The organism is Pseudomonas weihenstephanensis (genome assembly GCF_001043055.1).
Classification (GTDB): domain Bacteria; phylum Pseudomonadota; class Gammaproteobacteria; order Pseudomonadales; family Pseudomonadaceae; genus Aquipseudomonas; species Aquipseudomonas weihenstephanensis.
Genome location: NZ_JYLF01000009.1, coordinates 129,175 through 148,722, shown reverse-complemented (window position 1 = coordinate 148,722; position 19,548 = coordinate 129,175). Strand labels below are relative to the sequence as shown.

Here is a 19,548-nt window from a genome sequence, read left to right as displayed (position 1 = left end):
GTGATCTCCGGGACGGCCTGATACAAGAAGATCACGAATGATAATGACTGCTAATTGAGAGTAAAGCGCATTAACTTTCTAAACACTTGTGCCGCGTGCGAAGCGCGTACAGCTCGCCCCCCGATGTTGCGCCGCCATGCTGGCGTTTTAAGCAACAACGCCGTCCTCAGCCACCCTCAGCCTGCGCTGCCGGTAATAGCAGGTGCATGCACAGCCCCGGCCGCTCATTGGTGGCCCACAACCGGCCTTGTTGCAGTTCAATGGCCCGCTGGGCAATCGCCAGCCCCAGGCCGAAGCCTTCGCCCACGCATCCGGACAGCCGCTGATAGGGCACAAACAGCGTGTCCAGCTCATCAGGGGGCACACCGGGTCCCTCGTCCTTCAGGCACAGATGCCACGCATCGCCTTCGCGCCACCCGCTCAAGGTCACTTGGCCTTGCAGCGGCGAATGGCGGATGGCATTGCGCAGCAGGTTTTCCAGTGCCTGGGCCAGGCTGTCGAGGTTGACGTTGACGCAACAGTCGGTGCCCAACAGGCAAGGCATGCGGTCAACGGGCCATTGGCTTTCGAAGCCGGCGTCTTCACGCAGCGCTTCCCAGACCGACAGCACCAGCACCGGCTCGCGGGTCAGTTGTGGGCGTTCAGTGTCCATCCAGGCGAGGTTGAGGGTGTCTTCGAGCAAATGCTGCATGTCATCGATTTCACGGTCCAGGCGTTGGCGCAGTTGCGCGTTCGGTAACTGACTGTCGTGGGCGATGCGCAGGCGCGCCAACGGCGTCCGCAGTTCGTGAGACAGGGTGCGCAACAGCAAACGTTGCTGATTGAGGCTGTTGCGCAAGCGGCTGGCCATGTGCTCGAAGGCGTGTGCCAATTCGCCCAGTTCGTCGCGACGACGCATCAGGGCCATTGGCGCCTGGCTGTCGAGGTCGTCAGCGCGCAACGCGTCGGCGCGATCACGCAGGCGGTTGAGCGGCACCACCAGGTGGCGGTAGAGCAACACGCCGAGTAACGCCGCCAGCAGGGTCGGCATCACGCCGTGGCTGAAAACATGGGTCCAGGCGGTCAGGCCGTTGGGCAGCAAGCGCTCGGGTAGCTGAATCACCAATTGGCCCTGTTGCGGGTGGTCCGGGAACGGAATGCTCACGTAGGGCAGTTCATCCATCAGGCGGCGGCTCATGGGCCAGTCGAGCTTGCGCATGAACGTCAACTGTTGGTAATGCGCGGGGGTAACAGGCGTCTTGCTCAGGCTTTCAAGTCGTGGGCCAAGCACCGCGACCCAGGTTTGTTCGCGGGCAGACAATCGCTCGGTGAAGCGCTCCAGCCCGTCGGTGCCTTGCTCGCGCCAGATGTCCTGGGCCTGTTGCGCGTAATCGCGCAGATAGTCGCGCTCCTGGGCAGACAGAAAATAGGTGCTGCGCTCGGCCGACAGCCCCCAGATCCAGATGAACCAGGTCAGTAGCAGGCAAAAGCTGATTTGCAGCAGCGCCAGTTTCCACAACAACGGATGACGGCGCATCAGGCGGGTTGCGACTCGATCAAGATGTAGCCCTGACTGCGCACCGATTGAATTTGCAGATGTTGCACGCCGACAGCGGCGAGCTTGCGCCGCAGGTTACACACATGCACATCCAGCCCCCGATCCAGCCGCGTGTAAATACGGTGCAGTACCTGCTGATACAAAAAAGCTTTGCTCAAGGCCTGGCCGCCATGTTCGCGCATGGTTATCAGCAGGCGAAATTCCGAGCCGGTGAGCCCGGCGCAGCGGCCCGCGTGGAGCACGTCCTGCGCCTCGTCATCGTAGGTCAGCGCACTGTCGAGTTTTTGCACAGGGCGTTGGGCCTGCATGGCCATGCGCCGCAGCAGGGCGTCGGTGCGCGCATCCAGTTCGGCGAGGCTGAAAGGTTTGGGCAAGTAATCATCCGCGCCGCGGGTAAAGCCGCTGATGCGGTCCTGCTCGTTGCCCAGCGCCGACATCAGCATCACGGGCACGTTTTGATGCGTGCGCAAGGTTTCGAGCAGGCTCAGGCCGTCAAGGCCGGGCAACATAATGTCCAGCAGCACCAGGTCAAAGGGTTGGCTTTGCAGGGCATTCAAGCCCTGGGTGCCATCGACACAGGCGGTCACGGCAAAGCCGCGTTGCAATAAGTGACGTTCAAGGTCATGGCGCAACCGAAAATCGTCTTCGACAAGCAGCAGATGAGGAGAGGTTCGCATAAGGCACTGATTGAGAACGTTTAACATTCGCGAATATCCCACCCTTGGCGATGCTGTGCAATTGCTATCAATGACACGAGGCTGTTTAGTCCGGCAAATACTGGTCGCTGACAAAGCCCGAGTAATCCGCTGACACGCTCTCGATTTTGCCTTGGTCCTTGAGGAAAGCGGCAGTTTGCGCAAGGTCTTTGGCCGTGCCACCGCCCAGCAGTCGGGCGGATTTTTGCTCTTGGGTGGAAGGGAAGTGTGCACCTTGCAACAACTCGGGGATGTCGTGTGCATTGGCACCGGTCAGGGCGGCGATCTTCTGCACGTTGGGCGAATCGGCGGTCCAGTCCGCCTGATGGGCGTTGTAGTCGGCAATGGCATCCAGGCTGACCTTGGCAAATTGGGCGATGACTTCGGGGTGTTTCTCGGCGTAGTCCTTGCGCGCGACCCACACCTCAAAGGTTGGCGCGCCCCATTCGCTGACCTCGCCCGCGTCGGTCAGCACTTTGCCGGTTTTGCGGATCTCGCCCATCGCAGGCGACCAGGTGAACGCGCCGTCAATATCGCCGCGCTTCCAGGCGGCGGTAATTTGCGCCGGACTCAGGTTGACCACTTTCACCTGTTGCGGGGTCAGGCCCCAATGTTTCAGTGCGCCGAGCAGGCTGTAATGCGAGGTCGAGACGAAAGGCGTGGCCAGGGTCTTGCCAATCAAGTCTTGCGGGCCGTTGATGCCGCTGCCGTCACGCACCACCAGTGCTTCGGAGCCTTTGATTTGCGCGGTGACGATAAACGTCACCAGCGGCACATTGCGCGATGCCGCAGCGGCCAGCGGGCTTGAACCCAAATTGCCGATTTGCAGATCGCCCGAGGCCAGGGCCGCGACCACGGCCGGGCCTGCATCAAAGCGGCGCCAGTCAATTTTTTCGCCGATGGCCTGCTCATAACGGCCTTCGGCCTGAGCCAGTTTGGTGGGGTCGATACCGGTGATGTAGCCAATGGTCAGGTCAGCCGCGTGTGCCTGAAACGTGGCACCGGCAAGGGCGAGGGCAAGCAAAAGTGGACGCAGGGACATGGGCGCAACCTTGAACTGAGGTGTTTATAAGGTGAGTTCGGCGGTCCGGTGGGCTGAATCTAAGTGCTTTAAATCAAAGGGGAAAATACCGTTTTGGAACTAGCTTAGAGCGTGCCGCGTGCCCATCGATCGCCGCCTGCATGATCCGGGTCAACCGTAGCCGCATCAGAACCGGTTACAAATGCTGGGTGAGGAGTTCATAACAAAAAACGAGCACGGCCCGTGCCGAGGGGACCACCCCAGGCCGGTGCCTTAAAGGAATATCGCCATGATTTTCAAGTGTGCGCGTCTGGCCACGGTCGGCCTGACGCTTCTTTACGCCTGTCAAACACCTGCCAGCGAGCCGACAGCGGCAGCGCCCAGCGTCAACAACGCAGACACCGACCTGATACAACGCGGCCAATACGTGGCCCAGCTCGGCGACTGCATTGCCTGCCACACCGCCAAAGGTGGGGCCGTGATGGCCGGTGGCCTGGAGCTGAAAACGCCCATGGGCACGATCTACTCCAGCAACATCACCCCGGATCCCGAGACCGGGATTGGCCGCTACAGTTTTGAACAGTTCGACACGGTGATGCGCGAGGGCAAAACGCCTGCGGGTGAAAACCTGTACCCGGCCATGCCTTATCCGTCGTACGCGAAAATGAGCGAAGACGACATGCGTGCGTTGTACGCGTATCTTTTGCAAGACGTAACCGCGGTCAAACAGGCCAACCTGCACGCCGACATGAGCTTCCCGTTCAATCAGCGCTGGGGCCTGTCGCTGTGGAACTGGATGTTTGTGGATGCGCAGCCGTTCACCCCGGACCCGTCCAAAAGCGAGGTGATTAACCGCGGTGCCTATCTGGTGCAAGGGCTGGGGCACTGTGGTTCGTGCCATACGCCACGCGGCCTCGCGTTCCAGGAAAAAGCCCTGAGCGACGCTGGCAGCCGCGGCAAACATTACCTCGCGGGGGAAACCGTCGAAGACTGGCGCGCCTTGAGCCTGCGCAACCTGTGGACCGTCGAAGACACCGTGCAACTGCTCAAGACCGGGCAAAACCGTTTTGCCACGGTCTCGGGCAACATGGCGGACGTGATCCACCACAGCACGCAACACTTCACCGACGCGGACCTGACGGCAATTGCCAGCTACTTGAAATCGCTGCCGCCGGGCAAGGACGATCTGCCCATGCCGTCAGTGGCCATCGCGCCCGCCACAGCACCGGACACGCTGTTCACCACCCGTGGCGGGCTGGGTTATACGCAGTTTTGCGCCGACTGCCATCGCCCGGACGGTGGCGGGGTAAAAGGCATGTTCCCACCGCTCAATGGCAACCCCGGCATTCTGGCGTCCAACCCCGCGACGCTCCTGCACATCACCCTCACCGGTTGGAAAACGGCTGAGACGGCGGCCCATCCACGGGTCTGGACCATGCCCGGGTTTGCGCGGCTGGCAGACGATGAAATCGCCGAGATTCTGAGCTTTGTGCGCAGCAGTTGGGGCAATGACGCGCCCGCCATCAAGCCCGCGCAAGTGGCCCACATGCGCAAGCAATTGAACCCGGATACCCACGACACCCGTGCATTTGTCACCCCGCGGCTGGGCAACCTGCTAACAGCCTCCAATGCTGATCAAGTGGTGCGCGGCATGCGCCTGCACCTGCAAACCAAAGCCTTGCTGCCCGATAACGTAGGCAATGCGCTCAATTGCACCAGTTGCCATTTGAACGCCGGCACGGTGGCCGATGGCTCACCCTTCGTTGGCGTGTCAGCGTTCTTCCCCGGCTATGCGCCGCGTGCGGGTAAACAAATCACGCTCGAAGAACGCATTAATGGCTGTTTTCGTCGATCTATGGATGGCAAACCGTTGGCGGTGACATCGCCTGATATGCAAGCCATGGTTGCGTATTTCGACTGGATGAAAATGAACACAGCGCCCGGCGACAAAGTGGCGGGCCGAGGAGTGGGCAAGGTGGATCCGGGCATCAAGCCGGACATGGGCAACGGCAAAGCGGTGTACGTCAAGCAATGCGCGGTGTGCCACGGTGACAACGGGCAAGGTTTGATACACGCGGACGGCGGTTTTATTTTTCCGCCGTTGTGGGGTGACGAGTCGTTCAACATCGGTGCCGGGATGGCGCGTACCTACACCGCTGCGGCGTTCGTCAAACGCAACATGCCGATCGGGTTCCATGAACAGTTCCCGCTGGGGCAGGGCGGCTTGTCGGATCAGGAGGCGGTGGACGTGGCGGCGTATTTCTCGCACCAGCCACGGCCGGACTTCCCGGACAAGGTCAAGGATTGGCCGAATGGGGGTAAACCGGTGGATGCGCGGTACTGAGATCAAAGCCCCTCCCCCAACCCCCACCCTGCGCGAGAGGGTTGGGGTGAGGGTGGCGGTCTTCATTCACACATGCGCATTGCCATGCTTGAGCTGCGGGCTGGCGTATTGCGGTTTCAGAGCGCCCTGATTGTCGAGCAACCAGGCATCCATCACTTTGCGCACCACCGGTCCTGCCACACGCCCACCGGCTTCGCCGTTTTCAATCATCACCGAGATCACGATCTGCGGGTCTTCAGCCGGTGCAAAGCCGACAAACAGCGCGTTGTCGCGATTACGCTCGGCCGTCTTCAACCGGTTGTAACGCTCGCCCTGTTTGATCGCCACCACTTGCGCCGTACCACTCTTGCCCGCAATGCGGTATTGCGCGCCGGTGGCTGACGCCCGTGCAATGCCTCGCGCATCGTGCATCACCAATTGCATGGCATGGTTGACCTGCTCCCACTCCTTGGGATCGTGCAGCACGATATTGGCCATCGGGTGTTCATCCACCGGCGGCGCGCCATCGATGGTGCGCGCCAGGTGCGGGCGGTTCCACACGCCTTTGTTGGCAATCAGCGCCGTGGCCTGCGCCAACTGCAATGGCGTGACCTGCATGTAACCCTGGCCAATGCCCAAAATCACCGTTTCGCCAGGGAACCAGGCTTGGCGTCGTGTGCTGCGCTTCCATTCACGCGAGGGCATCAACCCCGAAGATTCCTCGAACATGTCCAGCGAGACTTTTTGCCCCAGGCCAAACATCGACAGGTAATCGTGCATGCGATCAATCCCCAGCTTGGAGGCTAGGTCGTAGAAGTAGGTGTCATTTGAACGCATGATCGCCGCATTCAAATCGACCCAGCCATCCCCGCTGTGGTTCCAGTTACGGTATTTGTGCTCCACGTTCGGCAACTGGAAGTAACCGGGGTCGAACACCCGGGTCGAGGCTGAAATCACGCCGCTGTCGAGTCCGGCAATCGCCACTTCGGGCTTGATTGTCGAGCCGGGCGCATACAGGCCACGCAACGCGCGGTTGAACAGCGGTTTGTCGATGGAGTCGCGCAGCCCCGAGTAATCCTTGGCGCTGATGCCGGTCACGAACAGGTTGGGGTCGAAGCTGGGTTTGCTGACCATCGCCAGCACTTCGCCGGTTTTCGGGTCCAGGGCGATGATCGAGCCGCGCCGGTCGCCCAACGCGTCTTCGGCCGCTTCCTGCAATTTGATGTCGAGGCTGAGCACGATGTTTTTGCCCGGCACCGCATCGGTGTGGCGCAGCACCCGCATGACGCGGCCCTGGGCGTTGGTTTCAACTTCTTCAAAGCCGACAGTGCCGTGCAACGCGTGCTCGTAAAAACGCTCGATACCGGTTTTACCTATCGATTGCGTGCCCCGGTACTCGGCGGGGTTCAGCTGTCTGGCTTCTTTCTCGTTGATGCGGCCCACATAACCGACCGAATGCGCGAAGTGATCACCCTGGGGGTAGTGGCGAACGAACTGCGCCTCAACCTCAATGCCCGGCAGGCGGTACTGATTGACGGCCAACAGCGCGATCTGTTCCTCCGTCAGTTCGTAGAGCAGGGTCGAGGGGTCGAACGGGTGGCGGGCCTGTTTCATCGCCTTGGCAAACACGGCGCGGTCTTCTTCGGGCAAATGCAGGATGCTGATGACCGAATCCAGCACTTTGGCGCTGTCGCCCGCGCGTTCGCGGGTCAGGGTCATGTTGAAGCTGGGCTGGTTATCGGCCAGCAGCACGCCATTGCGGTCATAGATAAAGCCGCGCTCGGGCGGGATCGGCAACACGTGCACGCGGTTGTTTTCGGACACGGTGGAGTTGTAGTCAAATTCGGTGACTTGCAAGAAGTACATCCTGGCCACCAGCGCGCAACTGATCGCCAGCACCAGCGCCGCGCAGGCGATCAGTCTTTTATTGACCAGCCGTTTCTCGGTGTCGTGATCTTTAAGCGGGATCGGCTCGGGCATGGTTCAGGTGTCTCACATCAAAAAACGCAAATACCGCAGCCTGCCGATGAGAGGGTGGGCCACGAAAAGTCGGCGCACACCTTACCAGCACGCTGGAGAATAATCCGCTCATGCAACATGAAACTCGACAGGCTGTGCGCAGCCCCTGCGCTCATGGTTTCTTCAGCAGCACGTAATCGTTTTTGTCAAAACGAGCGCTTAATGCCGGCGCGGTATTACCCAACACGGTTCCTTGCAGGCGCTGGTAATCCTTACGGTCCATGACCACCCACGCGGGTCCGTTGATCGTGCCCAGCTCGGCGGCCGTTTGCGTGAACAGCGCCGACATGTCCCGGTTCACATTGACCATGAACTTGATGGCTTTGGCATCTTTGCCCATGCCATGCAGCACCAGCGGTGCGGGTGTGCGCTCGATCAGGCGCAGCGCCTGATGTGTGAATTCGCGGGTGTCGTACACGCTGCGCTCAAGCGGTTCATACACCATGATGTACGTCCCCCACACTGCGAAAACGGCACAGCCCGCCAGGCCAGTTGCGCGCCATTGCGCCCTGAACAGCGCCCCGACGGCCAGCAGTTGCAACCCGCCCAACACAAAGAAGAACCCCTCCAGTGAAGGCACTTGCTCGTCGAAACGTTTGCGCGCAATCACCAGACCGACGATCAATAGCCCCGGCAACAGTAAAAAAAGCCCCTGTATCAACCCGCGCAACAGCGCAAACACCCGGCCGTGCATGGCCTGGAAAGGGTAGGCCGCAATGATTGCTGCAAAGGGCAACATCGCCAGCACGTAGCGTGCTTTTTTGGCTTGGGGAATCGACAGACCGATCATCACCACCAAACCCGCCGCGACGCAGTATTTGACCAGTTGCAGCGCTGCGCCCGATGGATGGCGGCCAGTCACCAGCAGCGCCGCCAGGACCAAGGCCGCCAGTGGATAGGCCAACGCATAGTTACCCATGGAGCTGGTGAAGTAATACAACACGCTGCTGGCGCCTTCTGTGCCGTCCATACGCCCGGTGACTTGCATGCGGATCACTTCGTGGACGAAGGTTTGCCCGCCGCTGAGCCAGGCCAGTGTCAGCAGCAGGCCGATGCACGCCAGCAGCAGCGCCAGGGCCTGCAACCCGAGGCTGAACATCCGGCGCCCTTGGCCGCTGACCAGGTAGTAGCTGCAGAGCACGCCCGCAGGGATGACTAAACCGATAGGGCCACGAATGGCAAAGCCCACGACCAACAAGGCCAGTAACCCGGCATGGCGCCGCGGGGCCGCCAAATGGTCGTGGGCGTAGGCCAGGTAGAAGGCCCCCAGGCTCACCGCCGCGATCATTTGGTCCAGTGACACGGCACGTGTTTCGGTGATGAACGTCATGCTCAGCAGGAGCAGGGCAACACTCATTAGCGCCCATTGGCGGGAATGGGGCACCACCAGTCGATAGGTGAGGGTCACTGTGGTCGCGCTGGCAATGGCCGTCGGCAGCCACGCGCTGAGGCTGGTGACTTCGCCAAAAGGTGTGGACAGTAACCAGATGAACAAGGTCGAGGTGGCGCTGTAGTCTGGGTAGGGCTGGCCATAAGTGGTGGGGAAGAAACCGGGGCCGTGACGCAGCATCTCGTTGGCGAATAATACAAAGCGTGAGTCGAAGCCGATCGCCGCCTGGTTGTGCTCACCCAGGATGAACAGCAACAACGCCAGGGCGCCCAAGATCAAGGAGTGACGGTGTTGGACCTGTAAGGCGATGTTGGACGAGTAAGCAGGCATGCACCGTTCCTTGACTCAATAAAAAGCATAAAAAAACGCCGCCCTGGTCATCAGTCGCGGCGCCGTCAGTGTCTTAAGCCTGAGCCGCAGCACGCGGCCATGCTCACCGTGCGCGGTGGGGTGTGCGGCGCGAATTGATGGTCAGTACGCCACCGATCACCAGCGCCACGCCCAGGGTTTTGGACAACGTGAAGCTTTCATGGAATACCGGCAAACTGGCTGCCAACAGGTACACCAATGCATAACTGACACTGAGCAACGAATAGGCGCGGCCCAAGGGCAAATCCCGCAGGGCCAGCAACCAGCAAAGCATCGACAGGGCGTAGGCCATGATCGCGCCCGTCACCACGGCCAGGGCACTGAACGAAACATCCCCCTGTTTGATTGCACTCAGCCATTGGGCAGGTTCGGGCAAGCGCGTCATGCTCCAGCGCATACCCAGTTGCGCCCCGCTCACCAGCAAGACGCTGGCACTGGCAAAGGTCAAGCCACGGCGCAGGCTCATGCGTGTTGCCCCAGCAAAACCACGCCGGCAATTACCAGCCCCACGCCACACCAGTGCCGCAGGTCGATGGTTTCTTTAAACAGGTAACGGGCGACCAGTGTGATCAGCACAAAATTGAGGCTGAGCATCGGGTAGGCAATGCCGACTTCCAGCCGCTGCAACACCAGCAACCACACCAGCAGCCCCAGCCCCAGGCACAGCAAGGCCAGCCACAACCAGGGGGAGCGCAGCTTGTGCGCCACCCCAAGGTCAACGTCGCGCCAGCTTTCGACCGCGTACTTTTGCGCGACTTGCCCCGCACACGTCAGCACACACGCCATGAGCAAGAGCGCCAGGGTCATGGGGTGATCTGCGGGAAAATCAGAATCACCATGTTGCCTTCGTCATACCGCTGCGCATCCTTGGGCAACCTGTCCATTTCATGGCTCTCGTCGCTGTTTTTGACCCGCATCACGACGCCCACCGGGCCTTTTTGACGTGCGGCACTCAGCCAGGGGCCGACTTCGGCCAAACCGATGCTTTTACCTTTGGCGTCGTCGTACGTCAGGCCGTATTTCACTTCACCCTGGGTGTTGTACAACGTCACATCCGGGCGACGCAGGCGCCAGGCCAACGCTGATGCCGCGCCCAAATCATTGCTGAGCAGGGTTTTGGCCTGTGACAGTTCTGCAAGGTGCTCCAGCACAAACTGGTCGGGCATTTTGTTGTGCACCACGCTGCTGGGCATGCTGGCCGGCAGCAACAGCACCAGTACACCCATGCTCAGGGCCGGGGCGGCCCACAGCTTAAGCGGTCGCCACAGTTGCAAGGCCCCTGCACCGATCCAGGTCAGTAACACAATGACCAGCAACGCCACATGCTGCGGTTCGTTGTCGTAAAACGGTTTTTTGATCTGGAAGTAGATCAGGGCCAGCAAGGCGACACTGGCCAGCAACAGGTTGACCAGCGCATTGAACCGCAGCGCACCGGTTTTGGCCTGCTCAACACGCTGGATCAATGCAGGGCCCAGCAACAGGGCCAGCGGCAGCAGGCACGGCATGATGTAGGTCGGCAGCTTGCCTTTGCTCAGGCTGAACAAGGCCAGCGGCAACAGCATCCACAGCAGTACAAACACCACCTTGGCCTGATGCTTGTTGCGCCAGGCATCTTTGAACGTGACGGGCAGCAACGCAGCCCACGGCAGGCTGGCAACCACCATCAACGGCAGGTAAAACCACCACGGGCGCCCATGCTGAGCGTCTTCACCGGCGAAGCGGCGAATGTGTTCATGCCAGAAGAAGAAGCGCCAGTAATCGGGTTCCTGCGCATGCACCGCCAACACCCAGGGCAGCGACACCAATGCAGCGACCAACATTGCGAGCAGGCCGTATTTGACCATTTCTACAAAGCGTTTCTGCCAGATCATGTAGGGCAGGGCGATCAACACCGGTAACAGAAAAGCCAGAAAGCCCTTGGTCATAAAGCCCATGCCGCAGGCAAACCCCAGCACGGCCCAGCTGATCGCCCGATCACGCCGGGTGCTGCTGTCAATGGCAAACCACAAGGCTGCCAGGCTCAGGTTGACCCACCAGGTGAACTGCGGATCGAGGTTGGAGTAGCCGGCTTGCCCGGCAATCAAACCAAAGGTCATGTACACCAACGCGCAGGCGAAGCTCTTGCGTGGGTCGTTCCACAAGCGGCGCGCCACGGCGTACGCCAGCCACACACTCAGGCCGGTGGCGACGGCAGACGCAATGCGCACACCAAACAGGTTTTCGCCAAAAATCGCCTGGCCAATGGCGATCATCCAGTAACCGGCAATCGGCTTCTCGAAGTAGCGCAAATCCATGAAATGCGGCGTGACCCAATTACCATCGACCAGTATTTGCTGGCCGATTTGGGCGTAACGCGATTCATCAGGAATCCATAACCCGTGCGTGCCGAGCGGCACCAGGTAAAACAGCACGAAACCCAGAATCAGCAGGGGTATTGCCCAACGATTGAGGGTCATGGCTGCTGCACTCCCAACCAACCTTCACGGCCTTGCAGTACGCCACGGCTCAATTGCCCGGCGGGCACGCTCTCGAGATCAGCAGGCAGCAAGTTGCGCAGCGGCTGAAACTGGATATCGCGGGCGCGGGCTTGCGCCAGCAGTTGCCGGAAGTCGTTTGCCATAAGAATCCCTTCTACTTCTGCGTGGATGGTGTACGCGTTCAGCCGTTGCGGGCTGAAGCGATCAAGAATGTATGAATTGAAGTCGGCGGCACTTACGTGCGGCCCGACCACTTCATCGAATGTGGGTAAATCGACAGGGATTTGCGGCGCGCCCAGGCTGCCGTCGGCCAACCTTGGCCGAAATAGACTGTGCCCGCGGCAATCACTGTTGTAACGAAAACCAAACCTTTGCTTGGCCTCAACCACACGTTCATCGGCACGCCACCCGGCGGCAGCCGAGCACTCGACAGCCTGCCCGGTGATGTCGCTCAACGTGTCGACACCCAGGCGTATTTGCTCGATCAACTGTGCCTCGCTCCAGCGCCCGGTGTTGGCTTGCCAGCCGTGGTGATCCCACGCGTGCAATCCCACCTCATGGCCTGCGGCCAGGGTCTGGCGCATCAAGTGCCCCAGATCCTTGCCGATCGGTTTGCCGGGCCAGGCGGTGCCGGCCAGCAAAATATCCCAGCCATACAAACTGGCGGCCTTGGAACGCATCATTTTCCAGAAGAACCGAGGCTTGATCAGCCGCCATAAATGGCGGCCCATGTTGTCCGGCCCCACGCTGAAAAAAAACGTGGCTTTGATCTGTGCTTCATCCAGCAGTTCGAGCAGTTGCGGAACCCCCTCACGGGTTCCGCGATACGTGTCGACGTCGATGCGTAGGCCTGCCTGCATTAGCGTTTTTCCGCGATTTCTACCATGGCCTCACGCAAGAAGAAGTCCAGCGTTTTACCGATGGTTTCGCTCAGTTCGATGGTGGGCGTCCAGTCAATCAAGCGACGGGCGTTTTCAATGCTCGGCTTGCGATGGCTGACGTCTTGGTAACCGGTGCCGTAAAACGACTGGCTTTCCACGTCACGGAAACCGGCAAAGGGCGGGAAGTTATCACGCAACGGGTGCGCTTCAAACTGACGCAGCAACTCTTCACCCAATTGACGAATGCTGGCTTCGTTTTCCGGGTTGCCGATGTTGATGATCTGACCGTCACACTTGCCATCACGGTTTTCGATGATGCGCGCCAGCGCCTCGATGCCATCGGCCACGTCAGTGAAGCAGCGTTTTTGCTCACCGCCATCCACCAGACGAATCGGCGTGCCCTCCACCAGGTGCAAGATCAATTGGGTAATGGCGCGCGAGCTGCCCACCCGTGCCGAGTCCAGACGGTCAAGGCGCGGGCCCATCCAGTTGAACGGGCGGAACAGCGTGAACTTGAAGCCTTTTTGGCCATAGGCCCAGATCACGCGGTCGAGCAATTGCTTGGACACCGAATAGATCCAGCGCTGCTTGTTGATCGGGCCGACCACCAGATTGGAGGTGTCTTCGTCGAAGTTCTTGTCCTGGCACATGCCATACACTTCGGACGTGGACGGGAAGATCACGCGCTTGTTGTACTTGACGCAGTAACGCACCAGCTTGAGGTTTTCTTCAAAGTCGAGTTCGAACACCCGCAACGGGTTGCGGGTGTATTCGATCGGGGTAGCGATGGCCACCAGTGGCAGCACCACGTCGCATTTTTTAATGTGGTACTCGATCCACTCGGTGTGGATGCTGATATCGCCTTCCACAAAGTGGAAATTAGGGTGGCTGCGCAGACGCTCGATGGCATCAGAGCCGATGTCCAGGCCATACACTTCGTAGCGATCGTCTTGCAGCAGACGCTCAGACAAATGGTTACCGATGAACCCGTTCACCCCCAGGATCAGTACGCGGGTACGACGCGCCGGGCGCCCGGACTCGCTGCCACGCAGTCGCGAGCCATCGACCAGACCCAGTTCACGGGCCAATTGCGGGCCGCTCAAATACAAGCCATCGGCGTTGCGTTGGCCGGCGTTAATGATCAGCGAGTCTTTACCGCAGGCAATGCGCAACGGATCGCAGCTGATCACGTGACCCGGTGCCATGCCGTTGTTGCCCGGCATCACTTCACTTGCCCACACAATCAATTGGTGTTCGCCCACCGCGCAGAAGGCGCCGGGGTACGGTTGGGTGACTGCGCGCACCAGGTTGAACAGTTCTTCAGCCGGGCGCGACCATTGCAGCAGGCCGTCAGCGGCAGTGCGGCGACCAAAGTAAGTGGCTTTGGATTCGTCTTGCGGGGTTTCTTTAAGCTTGCCTTCGGGTAGCAATGGCAGTGCTTCGGCCAGCAATTTAGCGGCAGAATCACGCAGTTTGGCGTGCAGGCTCAGCGCCGTGTCCGAACGCTCGATGCTTACGCGTTGCTGGGCCAGAATGTCGCCTGCATCGGCGCGTTTGACCATGCGGTGCAAGGTGACGCCGGTTTCCGTTTCGCCATTGACCAGCACCCAGTTGGCCGGTGCGCGGCCCCGGTAGCGCGGCAGCAATGAGCCATGCAGGTTGAAGGCGCCGTGGCTGACACTCGCCAGCAACTCTTCACCCAGCAGATGGCGGTAGTAGAACGAGAACATGTACTGCGCATTAAGTTTGCGAATGCGCTCGATCCACAGGGGGTGGTTGGCGTCTTCGGGGGCGTGCACCGGGATGCCTTTGCGTGCGCACAGTTGGGCGACCGATGCGTAAAAATTGTTTTCCTTGGGGTCGTCAGCATGGGTAAACACCGCGGCGATGTCATAGCCTGCATTGAGCAAGGCTTCGATGCCTGTGCAACCAATATCGTGATAGGCGAAAACAACAGCTTTCAAACTCATGATGGGACCTGCGTCGAAGAAGAGAGGGGAGTTGGATTAGTTGAAACTGAAGCGGTGGCGGGTTCGGCGCGTACGATTTTTTCGATAAAGAATCGTGGCCGCGCCCGCACATCGCTGTACATGCGGCCCAGGTATTCCCCCAGAAGCCCCATGCCAATAAATTGGCCACCGGTAAACACAAACAGCACCGCAAACAGCACGAAGGTGCCGTCGCCTGCCCAGGTCGCGCCAAAGATCAAGCGCAGCACGATCAACATGATCGCGAACAGTCCACCCAGCAGCGCCATGCTAAAGCCGATAATGCTCAGCAGACGCAAAGGCGTGGTGGTCATGCAGGTCACCAGATCGAACATCAGGTTGATCAGGCGCATGGGGCTGTATTTAGAGTCGCCGTGTTCGCGCTCAGCGTGCTCGACCAGCACCTCGGTGGTGTGGCGGGCAAAGCTGTTGGCCAGAATCGGGATAAACGTACTGCGCTCACGGCAGGCGAGCATGGCGTCGACGATGGTGCGCCGGTAAGCGCGCAGCATGCAGCCGTAGTCGCTCATGGCAACCCCGGTTGAGCGCTGCACCGCAAGGTTGATCAAGCGTGACGGCCAGCGGCGCCAGGCCGAGTCCTGGCGGTTGTTGCGCACCGTGCCAACCACGTCATAGCCCAAGGCCGCCTGGGCCACCAGCCGCGGGATTTCTTCCGGCGGGTTCTGCAAGTCGGCGTCCAGCGTGATGACGACATCACCTTTGGAGTGTTCAAAACCGGCCATGATTGCGGCGTGCTGCCCGTAGTTACGGTTCAGAATGACCGCCACCACCGGGCTGCCTTCGCGCTCGGCGGCGTCCTGGAGGATTTGCGCCGACTCATCGCGGCTGCCGTCATCCACCAGAACAATTTCATACGGTTGGGTCAGTTGCGCGCAGGCCGCTTCGGTGCGACGCAACAACTCAGGCAAACTTTGTTCTTCGTTGTAGACCGGAATGACGATCGACACACACTGGATAGGGTAGGGTTTCAAAGTATTCGTTCCAGTCAGTTTCAATGGCACAAGACAACGGGGCTTCACGTGAAACAGTCACAGGACACAGCAGGTTCACGCGCCCAGAGGATTAAAGCTCATTGCGCAAAAAGGTAAAGTCATCGGGCTGCGTTATCTGCATGATTTCGTTGCGAACTCTTGACCCTGCTGTACAAGGACAGTGCATACGTTAAACGCACTTTTGTGAAAATCCTATGAAAGTCAGATCAACACATCGTGTTTCCAGAAACCAGACAGCTGCTATTCAGGAAAGTATTAACGGCGTCAAAACTTAATCCGAATGACAGGCGTGTTTTTTAACTGACAGTAAATACTGGCGAACACTTAGTTGGTTTAAACACTAAGCAAGCTATGCAATTAAACAGTCAGCAGCGTTATTAAACGGGTAAAAAACAGCGTCAATCTGCGGGTCTGTCACGCAGGTCACGTTGATTGACGCTGTGGTTGAGCGTTTAGTTCAAACCCAGCTTGCCGCGCAAGGTAGACAGGTCTTCGGCCAGCGTATTGACCGGGCCAATCAAGGCTTTGCGGTCGTTTTCCTTGACCTTGTCGTAGGTCTCAAAACCACCGTCTGCGGTGTTGTACTTGGCCAGGATGGTGTTCACAGTGGTGAAGTTTTTATCCACCTTGGCGGCAAAGGCGCTGTCGTTTTGTTCGAGGTAGGGTCGCAACAGATCAACAATCTTCTTCGCTCCATCGACGTTACCCTGGAAGTCGTACAAGTCGGTGTGGCTGTAACGATCCTCTTCGCCGGTGACTTTGGTCGCGGCCACTTCTTCCATCAGTGCCGCCGCGCCGCCCACCACTTTTTCCGGCGGGAATGTCAGGCCAGCCACGCGGTTTTGCAGGTCTTTGACGTCTTTGTTCAGGCCGTCAGCCAACTGATCGAGGCCGTGGGTGCTGTTTTCGGAAAACAGGCTGTATTCGATGCGATGAAAACCGGTGAAGTCGGCTGCCTTGACCCCTTGTTCGTGGTCGTCGACCCGTGAATCGATAGACGCATCCAGGTCGCTGAACAGTTCGGCAATCGGCTCAATCGACTCGTAGTACACGCGAGTGGGGGCGTAGAGTTTTTTGGCGGTGGCCAGGTCGCCTTTTTTCACCGCATCGGTGAACTGCTGGGTGTGGCTGGCCAACTCATCCAACTGTTCGGTGACGTAGATTTTGTAGTCGGAAATCGGCGCCACCAAATCCAGGGGCGCCGTTGCCGCGAAAGCCGACAGCGGGGTGTGGAGCAAACCTAAAGCGAGAAACAGGGCAAGCGGCGTCTTCTTCATGGGGCTTTTCCGGGAGGTTGAGGTTAGGCGCGGGGGTGGGGTGATGCGGCATCGAGCAACGAACGCCCAATGAAATCCTGGTCGTCGTGCACACCCGGCAAGGTGAAGAAATAGCCACCGCCTACCGGCTTGAGGTATTCCTCCAGGGGTTCGCCGTTAAGCCGTGTTTGCACGGCGATAAAGCCTTGCTCCAGGTCGCGCTGGTAGCAGATGAACAGCAAGCCCATGTCCAGTTGGCCGTTTTTGTTGACGCCATTGGAGTAGTTGAAGGGTCTGCGCAAAATCAGGCTGTTACGGGTCTGCGGGGTACGCGGGTTCGCCAGGCGAATGTGGGCGTCGAGCTGGGTGATCTTGCCGTGCGGGTCTTTGCTGTAGTCCGGCACGTCAGTTTCGCGGCTGCCATCCATCGGCGCGCCGCTGGCCTTGCTGCGCCCAAAAATACTTTCCTGCTCTTGCAGGGGGGTGCGGTCCCAGCGCTCGACGAAATTGCGGATGATGCGCACCGCTTGATAACTGCCATCGACCGCCCAGCGCGGCTCGTCGCTACCCGGTTGTACCCACACGATCTGATTCATGGCGGTGCGGTCATTGGAGTCGGGGTTGGCTGAACCGTCACGAAAGCCCAAAAAATTACGCGCACTTTGCGCCGGCTCGCCGGGTTTGGCCGGTGCCTGCGGCGGCACGGTGCCTTCTTGTTTCCAGCGCACCAGCAGCAAATCCGGCAGGTTTTTAACAATGTCGCGCAGGGCATGGATGTTGGTGTCGGCGGTGTTGGAGCAGAACTGCACACTCAAGTCGCCATGACACTGTGCGGGGTCGAGGGCATCGTTCGGGAAGCCTTGCATGCGGCTCAGGCGTTTGGGTTTGACGCCGGACAAACCAAAGCGCTCATCGAACAATGACGCGCCCACCGAGACGGTGATGGTCAGGTTGTCGGGGGTGACCACCGGGCCGAGGATGCCTGAATCCGTGGGCGGCAGCTTGGGGTCCACCTGGACGACCGGCCCGCCGGTCATCAAGAAGGCGATGCGCTCATCCAAGGTACGGAACAGGCGTTCGAGGTCTTCGCGGTCGCTGGCCAGCACATCAAATGCCACCAGCATGCCGGCAGCCGGGCGCGGGGTGACGATGCCGGTCTGGTGTTGGCCGTGAACGTCGTGATGGTCACGGGTCTTGTCGCTGCTGGGCGCCTGGGTGACTTGCGCGTTCGCAGGGGCGCTGGCCGCCATGGCCGGGCAGCTCAGGGCGCCGCCCGCCAAAGCAGCACCGGCGACTCCCATGCCCATCAGTAGGCGGCGGCGTTGCAGGTTGAAGTCGTTGGGGCTGTGTGGTGAATCGCTCATGTGCATCTCGTCTGCAATTACAGGCCTTAAAGGCCGAGGGCGGGGTCGATTCCATCGAGTGCGTCGGCCAGAGCCTTGGCCTTGGTGCTGATGTGTTGGCGTTGCGTGCTCGTGACCGTGTCGTACGGGAGGTAGCCGTTGGGTGATTTGAGCGCATTGAATTCGGCCTCCAGCGCTGCGCTGGCGTTATCAATGTTGAGCAGGATGTCGGCGTTGTTCTTGGCCAGTAACGGGCGCAGCAGTTCCACCACTTTGCGTGTGGCTTGGAGGTTGGCGGCGAAGCCATTGACGTCGATATGGCTGTAGCGCTCTTCTTCACCGCTGTTGGCGCGGGTGTCGGCCAGGTTGTGCAGGGTGCGGGCCACAATGTTGACCAATTGCGCAGGGGGCAGTGATTGCGCCAACAGCTGTTGCTTGAGCTGCACCACATTGGCCTGCAATTGTTCGGCAACCGGAGCCAGGCCCTGGGTGCTGTGTTGGTCGAACAGACCGTATTCAAGCCGGTGAAAACCGCTGAAGCCTGGGTCTTGCTCGCGCTGCTCAAAGTAATCGGCACGGGCATTGATCGCGTTGTCCAGCTCTGCCAGTCGTTGCGCCGCTGGCGCTAGGCGCTGATACGCCTCGCGAGCGGGCACATACAGGCTTTGCGCGTGCTCAAGCTCGCCCGCTGCAATGGAGTGCGACAACCCGTCAACGGCATTGATCAATGCATTGCTTTGGCTGCTGAGGTAGACCCGAAATTCGGACAGCGGGCCGATAAACGCGACCATTGAAGGCGGGGCCTTGGCGCTGGCTTCTGATTCAGCCGTCGGGGTGACGTGCAAGGTGCCACGCGGGTTACTGAGCAAGCCGCAGGTGATGACGTAATCGCCCGGCGCCAAAGTTGCGTTGATCACCTGGCTGAGACCGGGGGCAATGTTTTCGCGCTCTTCGACCACCAGCACGCCGTCGAGAATTTCCCATTCCACGGCGCGTTCAGAGGCATTGACGATGCGAAAGCTATTGAACCCGGCAGGCACGCTCAGTGCGTTTGGCTCGCAACTGTGGGGGTGAATCGTGACGGTGATTTCATTGCGGTGAGCCTTGCGTTTGGCCGCAGCCAGTTGCGAGGCGTAATAGAACAGCCCGCCGGCCGCGATCATCACGATCACCGAGCCAGCCACTGCCCAGCGCAGGGCGCGAGGGGGTGTACCGCTTGCAGGGGTAGACATGCAG

Annotated in this window: 15 protein-coding genes; 1 reads left to right on the top strand and 14 read right to left on the bottom strand. The window is 59.8% G+C overall.

Features of this window, described 5'->3' with window-relative positions:
- Positions 1-166: 166 nt before the first annotated feature.
- The 3 genes from TU86_RS18970 to tauA form a co-directional block, all read right to left on the bottom strand.
- On the bottom strand, positions 167-1,516 hold the full coding sequence (locus TU86_RS18970; RefSeq protein ID WP_048365851.1) for a HAMP domain-containing sensor histidine kinase: 1,350 nt from the start codon (positions 1,514-1,516) through the stop codon (positions 167-169).
- The gene (locus TU86_RS18965) at positions 1,516-2,214 is read right to left on the bottom strand and encodes a response regulator transcription factor (RefSeq protein WP_048365850.1); all 699 of its coding nucleotides are present in this window, start codon (positions 2,212-2,214) and stop codon (positions 1,516-1,518) included. The genes TU86_RS18970 and TU86_RS18965 overlap by 1 nt, the downstream gene beginning before the upstream one ends.
- 85 nt (positions 2,215-2,299) lie before the next feature.
- On the bottom strand, positions 2,300-3,274 hold the full coding sequence (gene tauA, locus TU86_RS18960; RefSeq protein WP_048365849.1) for a taurine ABC transporter substrate-binding protein: 975 nt from the start codon (positions 3,272-3,274) through the stop codon (positions 2,300-2,302).
- 268 nt (positions 3,275-3,542) lie between these two features.
- On the opposite strand from tauA, the gene TU86_RS18955 reads away from it, so the two are divergent.
- A complete protein-coding gene (locus TU86_RS18955; RefSeq protein WP_048365848.1) occupies positions 3,543-5,597 on the top strand; it encodes a c-type cytochrome in 2,055 nt (684 codons plus the stop codon).
- Between the two features lie 66 nt (positions 5,598-5,663).
- Here the strand turns inward: TU86_RS18955 and mrdA are convergent, their stop codons facing one another.
- From mrdA to efeO (TU86_RS18900), 11 genes are all read right to left on the bottom strand, one after another.
- Positions 5,664-7,556, bottom strand: a complete 1,893-nt coding sequence (mrdA, locus tag TU86_RS18950; RefSeq protein WP_048365847.1) for a penicillin-binding protein 2 — start codon at positions 7,554-7,556, stop codon at positions 5,664-5,666.
- Positions 7,557-7,707: 151 nt separating this feature from the next.
- Positions 7,708-9,315, bottom strand: a complete 1,608-nt coding sequence (locus TU86_RS18945; protein WP_048365846.1) for an ArnT family glycosyltransferase — start codon at positions 9,313-9,315, stop codon at positions 7,708-7,710.
- Between the two features lie 103 nt (positions 9,316-9,418).
- A complete protein-coding gene (arnF, locus tag TU86_RS18940) occupies positions 9,419-9,820 on the bottom strand; it encodes a 4-amino-4-deoxy-L-arabinose-phosphoundecaprenol flippase subunit ArnF (protein WP_048365845.1) in 402 nt (133 codons plus the stop codon).
- Positions 9,817-10,161: a 4-amino-4-deoxy-L-arabinose-phosphoundecaprenol flippase subunit ArnE gene (arnE, locus tag TU86_RS18935; protein ID WP_048365844.1), complete on the bottom strand. Its 345-nt coding sequence runs from the start codon at positions 10,159-10,161 to the stop codon at positions 9,817-9,819. Before arnE ends, arnF begins: the two co-directional genes overlap by 4 nt.
- A complete protein-coding gene (arnT, locus tag TU86_RS18930; RefSeq protein WP_048365843.1) occupies positions 10,158-11,810 on the bottom strand; it encodes a lipid IV(A) 4-amino-4-deoxy-L-arabinosyltransferase in 1,653 nt (550 codons plus the stop codon). The genes arnE and arnT overlap by 4 nt, the downstream gene beginning before the upstream one ends.
- Complete coding sequence (gene arnD / locus TU86_RS18925; protein ID WP_048365842.1) at positions 11,807-12,691, bottom strand: 4-deoxy-4-formamido-L-arabinose-phosphoundecaprenol deformylase; 885 nt, start codon at positions 12,689-12,691, stop codon at positions 11,807-11,809. The genes arnT and arnD overlap by 4 nt, the downstream gene beginning before the upstream one ends.
- Positions 12,691-14,682 carry a bifunctional UDP-4-amino-4-deoxy-L-arabinose formyltransferase/UDP-glucuronic acid oxidase ArnA gene (gene arnA / locus TU86_RS18920; RefSeq protein WP_048365841.1) on the bottom strand — a complete coding sequence of 664 codons (1,992 nt, stop codon included), beginning with the start codon at positions 14,680-14,682 and terminating at the stop codon, positions 12,691-12,693. Before arnA ends, arnD begins: the two co-directional genes overlap by 1 nt.
- Positions 14,679-15,692: an undecaprenyl-phosphate 4-deoxy-4-formamido-L-arabinose transferase gene (gene arnC, locus TU86_RS18915; RefSeq protein WP_048365840.1), complete on the bottom strand. Its 1,014-nt coding sequence runs from the start codon at positions 15,690-15,692 to the stop codon at positions 14,679-14,681. Before arnC ends, arnA begins: the two co-directional genes overlap by 4 nt.
- Positions 15,693-16,165: 473 nt before the next feature.
- Positions 16,166-16,990 (bottom strand): iron uptake system protein EfeO, encoded by an 825-nt coding sequence (efeO, locus tag TU86_RS18910; protein WP_048365839.1) that lies wholly within the window; start codon positions 16,988-16,990, stop codon positions 16,166-16,168.
- A 23-nt stretch (positions 16,991-17,013) separates the two neighbouring features.
- Positions 17,014-18,333 (bottom strand): iron uptake transporter deferrochelatase/peroxidase subunit, encoded by a 1,320-nt coding sequence (gene efeB / locus TU86_RS18905; RefSeq protein ID WP_048365838.1) that lies wholly within the window; start codon positions 18,331-18,333, stop codon positions 17,014-17,016.
- Between the two features lie 26 nt (positions 18,334-18,359).
- The gene (gene efeO / locus TU86_RS18900) at positions 18,360-19,544 is read right to left on the bottom strand and encodes an iron uptake system protein EfeO (protein WP_048365837.1); all 1,185 of its coding nucleotides are present in this window, start codon (positions 19,542-19,544) and stop codon (positions 18,360-18,362) included.
- Positions 19,545-19,548 lie beyond the last annotated feature (4 nt).